Here is a 5170-nt window from a genome sequence, read left to right as displayed (position 1 = left end):
ATCTACGATCTTCTGCTTAGCGGCTAGGACTGCACCAGCCTGCTGGCGTTGTAGCATAGCGCTGGCAACCTCTGTCGCATAGGCAAGGTGGGTGAGGCGCGCATCAATCACCTCTAATCCGGCTACACTCAGGCGAGCCTGTAGATCATCATGCAATTCCTTGGCGATCACATCGCAATCGCCTCGCAGAGATAAGACCCTGCCGTTTCGTTTTCATGTACAGTTACTTCAAAAAAAAGAGAGATCAACATCGTCTCCGATAGTCGACCGAACATCATTATCTACATTTCCTGCCGGTAGTGCATTTTCTCTCAACTCAGGGGCCAAAGTATCAACATACCACGTATTTAAGGCAATTCTTAGACCATCACGGCAGCGCTATTGGCGGTGAGAATTCGCCGTCAAAATTCGTGAGAAGCTATACAAAATATGCACTGCCATATGTTGCGTTCGGACACATTTATTTCAAGGCATGCTAAAGCAAATTAAGATTCAAAATAATTCCTATTTTCCCAAATACTACCAATCGCTATTAGCCCCACAAAGAGCGTGGCAAACCCTTCTCCAATTCTACCGACATAAACCCCAAATAAATGAAAAATCCCCAAAACTCCCACACAAAGAACAGCAGCAATGCCAAACGCGACATTGAATGTTAAAACAACGCGATTTTTCAGTTTGTTTTTGAAAGGAAACGCCGAAGCCAAGGTCATCCCCAAGAATATAGGCCATAATTGCATGACTACTGATCTAATTACGCGAAAGATAGGATGGGAAGATATAGCAAAACCATGATCCTCCGGCCTTAATACAATATGTACAAAACCTCCCGGTTGAGGTCCAGTTATTGTTAAAATATGGTCAATGACTATCGAAAATATTGCTCCCAATATTCCGCCTGACAAACATATCAGGCTAACGACAAATTTACTACGAGTTTTCAGATTTTTCACTCTCCTTCCAAAAGATATCTCGGCAAAAAATCTGGATATCTTCATTCAACAGCTATTGGCCTGTCCTGTCGGAACAACAACCACACAAATACCTCTTAACTTTCTGAATCATCTCGACCTCGAGCATGTTTTACATCTTGGAGAAACAATACAAATTCTTCGATATTTTTTCGGTTTTGAAATATTGAAATGCTAATGTAGTCTCCACCTGTGGAGCCGGGATCACAAATCGCCACAGCATCTAATTCCATGGTAAAAAGATATAAGTCCCGGTCATGACCCTTTCCATCTGAATCAGCATCAATCATGATTGTAATATACGGCTCCAACGACCCAGTGGCAATCATTGGTAGTTTTTCTTCCAATCCTTTTTTTATTGCTTCGGCTATATTATCTGCATCGAACGAATATAAATCCTTGCGCCACCCCGTTTCCGGACTAACGTTAATTGCACCAAAAGGTGTATTGAACTTGACTGACATAGTAGAATCCTGACAACAATAATTCATTTCTATACTTAAACCAGACTGTTCATTCTCAAAATCTTGCATTAGCAACGACAAACTACGCCTCATTAGACTAACCCCTCCAAAACAATTTTAGCTTATTCTGTTCAATTCTTTCCATCTATAAATTCTGTCAATTACGGGAAAGCCTTATTCCCATGATCCTTCGCTTTCTTTAATTCTTGGAGAAACGATATAAATTCCTCGATATTCTTTCGGTTTACAAATACCGAGAGAGTAATGCCAGCTTTGCTGGTAGAACCAGAACGCTTGCATATTGCTACTGGATCTAATCTCATAGTAAAAATAAATATGCCATCCTCATAGCCCTCTCCACTTAGTCCAGCAGAAATCTCTATATTAAAGAACGGTTTTGCACTGCCGGCAAAAATCTTTAGCGATCTCTTTTCCATACCATCTCTTATCGCTTCGGTTATAGCATCTACACCAATAGAGTCAAACTCGCAAAGCACACCCGGCAGTCCCGCCTGCTGCGGACTTAGATTGATTGCACCAAAAGGCGTGTTAAACCTGATGGATATCCAATAAAAACCCCAGCATTGCATATCTATACTTAGACCTGATCTCTCATCCTCAAAATCTCGTAATCTTACCCTTAAACTACGACTCATTAAATTAATACCTCCAAAATACGCTTAGTTTGGCTTATTTTGTCTTCAAAACCTTACATGCATAAACGGCTTTTAGAAATGGTTGCGAGATACTATGTCCCGCAACTATTTCCACATGTGAGGCTAGATTAATATTTTTATTCGATTTATCTGGCTGGAAAACCTTTTCTCTAGCGCAGTTTTTGTGGTTTTACCAAATCCAAGTTCTACGTATCCATGTACCTGCTCTTAATTTACTGCTAAGGTTAACTTCATCCATGAGTAAGCGTCAAACAGTTCCCACGTATTCAGAATCCTTTTTTTAAGATACTCTACAATGTAGAGATCGCTAAAGGGGGATTTTTTCTATGACGAAGTTAGAACGACAATCTTTATGGAAAACCAGAATTTCTGAATTCAAAGCGAGCGGACTGTCTGTTCAAGTTTGGTGTGCCAATCAAGATGTAAAACCCTATCAATTGTGGTATTGGTTACGGAAAGATCGTGACGTATCATCTTCGGAACATGGGCTTTCGTGGCTTCCGTTGGACTTAAGTGATGACGGTGTTCAGCCAACCTTGCTAGTTCGAATTGGCCGTGTTGCTATAGAAGTTAAGCACGGCTTCGACCCAAAGTTGCTTCTTGATGTCGTGAACACGCTTGTACAATGATTAGCGAAGTAAGATTGGAAAGGGTTTACCTTGCCTGCGGAAACACAGATCTGCGTAAGTCCATTGATGGGTTAGCCGTTTTGGTGAAGGAAGGATTCCAACTAGATCCATTCTCTTCCTGCCTTTACGTGTTCTGTAACCGCAAGCGGGATAAGTTGAAAATTCTACACTGGGAACATAATGGATTCTGGCTTTACTACCGTCGGCTTGAGAAAGGCAAGTTCCAGTGGCCACAAAAAGACGGTGTCGGTGTTACCGCTATTAGCCGACGTGAGTTGCGTTGGCTGCTAGATGGACTACCGTTAAAGCAGCGTCATGCACACCCAGAAGTAACTGCACGAATCGTACTTTAAGAGTAAATAAATTTGCGAAGAAGCCTTGTTTTTAAAGGGTTTTTGGCACTTGATGTCGAATTGAATAGTATGGAAAACACAGCAAAATCTGTAGAACAACTTGAGAATGAATGTGCCAAACTTCAGCAGCAGGTGACTGAACTGTCGGTCAAATTATCCTGGTATGAGGAACAGTTTCGGCTTTCCCAGCAGCGGCGTTTTGGTTCTTCCAGTGAGCAAACTCACCCAGATCAGCTAAACATTTTTAATGAAGCTGAAGTGGATACAAAGCCGGCTCAACCTGAACCTACCATAGAAGAGGTTACGTACAAACGTAAAAAGCAAAAAGGTCATCGTGAGGAGCAGCTTAAGGGACTGCCGGTCGAAACAATTGATTACTACCTATCTCCGGAAGAACAGGTATGTAGTTGTGGAGGGCCGCTACATGAAATGAGTACAAAGGTTCGGCAAGAGATAAAAGTGATCCCTGCCCAGGTCTCTGTGGTCAAACATGTACAACACGTCTATGCGTGTCGCCGTTGTGAGCAGGAAAACATAACGCTCTTTTCGTTAAATTTGTGTTTGTAGATTTTACCTGTAGCGTTATTTAATTGTTATTTGTCCTTGATTTCTCCAATTTGCATAAATTTATTGCCATTTGCTCATCCTACTGATAAAATGTCTTACAAATCGGTGCGAGGTGACGCAAATGGATGCAAATGTACTGTTGGAGGGAATTAAACAACTGAAATGGCACGAACAGCAGACGCTTTATGCCGAACTCAGAGGAATTCTTTACCCTGAGGAGAAGGATGTAAATGTGCTTACGCCCGAGCTGCGGGAAGTCCGTTTTCCTCATAAAGTGCGTTGCCCACATTGTAAAGCGATGAAAGTTAAGAAACACGGCATTTACCGTGGCAGACAGCGGTACTTATGTCTAAGCAAACGCTGTGGCAGAAGTTTCAACGACCATACAGGCAGCCCGATTTCGGGAACACATCATCCTGATAAATGGGTGCAATATCTCAAACTGATGGCACAAAGCAAATCTCTGCCTGCTACCGCATTGGCTCTGGATATCCATATTTCCACGGCTTTCAAGTGGCGACACAAGGTCTTAAATGCCCTCAGACAGCTAGAAAAAGACCATCTTGGCGGGATTGTAGAGGCGGATGAAACCTATTTTCTGGAAAGCAAGAAGGGTAAGCACAAACATCGTCTTACTAATCCCCGCAAACACGGCGGAAAGGCCAAACAGCGCGGTCTGAGCAATCAGCAAGTGGCTGCCTTGATTGCCATTGACAGAGACGGGGCTATTGTGTCCCAGATTGTGGGTCGGGGCAATACATCTTATGTCGAGATAGACAAAGCAATTGGTGAACACATTATACCCGGCTCAATTCTGTGTACGGATGCGGCCAGAAATTACGAAGCATTTGCTAAGCGACGGAAGATACGACACGAACGCCTTAATCCAAAATATGAACGGGTGCGGGGCTTGTACCACATCCAACATGTGAATGCCTATCACTCTGGGCTAAAACACTGGGTGAGGGATTTTAAAGGCATTTCCACCAAGTATTTGGATAATTATTTGGCTTGGTTCCGTTTCTTCCAAATTCACAAAAACAAGGAATTACACGCAATGAAGAAGCAATTCCTCTATGAAGCTTTTAAATCCTTGCGAATAGCGTAATTTAGTCAGCCACAATATTTACGAAAAGAGCTAAACATAAAAACCAGAATCGTTACAGCACCAATGCCTGCCCCTGCACTTCCGGGCAGCATTGCGTCACCAACTGCTCTTGCCTTTATCATGACACAGAAGTACGTAGATGGTATGCCCCTGTACCGCCAAGAGCAGCAGCTTGAACGCTTTGGGGTGAGCCTTTCCCGCCAAACCTTGTCAAACTGGATGGTTCAGAGTGCAGAGCGTTGGCTTCTCCCTTTGTATGATCAGATGCACAACCATCTGCTAAAGCAGGATATTTTGCATGCTGACGAAACCACTTTGCAGGTGCTAAATGAACCAGGGCGTACTGCAGAAAGCACCTCATACATGTGGCTTTACCGAACCGGGCGGGAGAGTCCGGCCAT

General features: G+C 43.1%; 8 protein-coding genes and 1 pseudogene. 5 read left to right on the top strand and 4 right to left on the bottom strand.

The genetic code is table 11. The features are described 5' to 3' along the window. The 4 genes from KGZ89_02955 to KGZ89_02940 form a co-directional block, all read right to left on the bottom strand. Window positions 1-189: SPFH domain-containing protein (locus KGZ89_02955; protein MBS3973809.1), on the bottom strand; the 189-nt coding region annotated here is incomplete at its 3' end. Between the two features lie 296 nt (window positions 190-485). After that, complete coding sequence (locus KGZ89_02950; protein MBS3973808.1) at window positions 486-953, bottom strand: hypothetical protein; 468 nt, start codon at window positions 951-953, stop codon at window positions 486-488. 95 nt (window positions 954-1048) lie between these two features. Next, the gene (locus KGZ89_02945; protein MBS3973807.1) at window positions 1049-1528 is read right to left on the bottom strand and encodes a hypothetical protein; all 480 of its coding nucleotides are present in this window, start codon (window positions 1526-1528) and stop codon (window positions 1049-1051) included. Between the two features lie 68 nt (window positions 1529-1596). Beyond that, entirely contained in the window at window positions 1597-2091 is a 495-nt protein-coding gene (locus KGZ89_02940; GenBank protein ID MBS3973806.1) for a hypothetical protein, read from the bottom strand. 347 nt (window positions 2092-2438) lie between these two features. Here KGZ89_02940 and KGZ89_02935 point away from each other — a divergent pair, with 347 nt between their 5' ends. From KGZ89_02935 to KGZ89_02915, 5 genes and pseudogenes are all read left to right on the top strand, one after another. After that, window positions 2439-2741 carry a hypothetical protein gene (locus KGZ89_02935; protein MBS3973805.1) on the top strand — a complete coding sequence of 101 codons (303 nt, stop codon included), beginning with the start codon at window positions 2439-2441 and terminating at the stop codon, window positions 2739-2741. Next, complete coding sequence (gene tnpB / locus KGZ89_02930; protein ID MBS3973804.1) at window positions 2738-3094, top strand: IS66 family insertion sequence element accessory protein TnpB; 357 nt, start codon at window positions 2738-2740, stop codon at window positions 3092-3094. Before KGZ89_02935 ends, tnpB begins: the two co-directional genes overlap by 4 nt. Window positions 3095-3106: 12 nt before the next feature. Then, window positions 3107-3661, top strand: a complete 555-nt coding sequence (locus KGZ89_02925) for an IS66 family transposase zinc-finger binding domain-containing protein (GenBank protein MBS3973803.1) — start codon at window positions 3107-3109, stop codon at window positions 3659-3661. Between the two features lie 121 nt (window positions 3662-3782). Continuing rightward, entirely contained in the window at window positions 3783-4769 is a 987-nt protein-coding gene (locus KGZ89_02920) for an IS1595 family transposase (protein MBS3973802.1), read from the top strand. A 33-nt stretch (window positions 4770-4802) separates the two neighbouring features. After that, window positions 4803-5170 (top strand): annotated as a pseudogene (locus KGZ89_02915) (transposase).

The sequence above is a fragment of the Actinomycetota bacterium genome (genome assembly GCA_018334075.1).
Lineage (GTDB): Bacteria > Actinomycetota > Coriobacteriia > Anaerosomatales > UBA912 > JAGXSC01.
Note: the sequence above shows the minus strand (reverse complement) of the source record. Positions and strands in the feature narration are given on the sequence as shown.

What these genes read in the sequence shown, in the direction of transcription:
- KGZ89_02945 (MBS3973807.1), bottom strand. Translation starts at nt 1,528, where the DNA reads ATGAGGCGTAGTTTGTCGTTGCTAATGCAAGATTTTGAGAATGAACAG.
- KGZ89_02940 (MBS3973806.1), bottom strand. Translation starts at nt 2,091, where the DNA reads ATGAGTCGTAGTTTAAGGGTAAGATTACGAGATTTTGAGGATGAGAGA.
- KGZ89_02935 (MBS3973805.1), top strand. Translation starts at nt 2,439, where the DNA reads ATGACGAAGTTAGAACGACAATCTTTATGGAAAACCAGAATTTCTGAA.
- tnpB (MBS3973804.1), top strand. Translation starts at nt 2,738, where the DNA reads ATGATTAGCGAAGTAAGATTGGAAAGGGTTTACCTTGCCTGCGGAAAC.
- KGZ89_02920 (MBS3973802.1), top strand. Translation starts at nt 3,783, where the DNA reads ATGGATGCAAATGTACTGTTGGAGGGAATTAAACAACTGAAATGGCAC.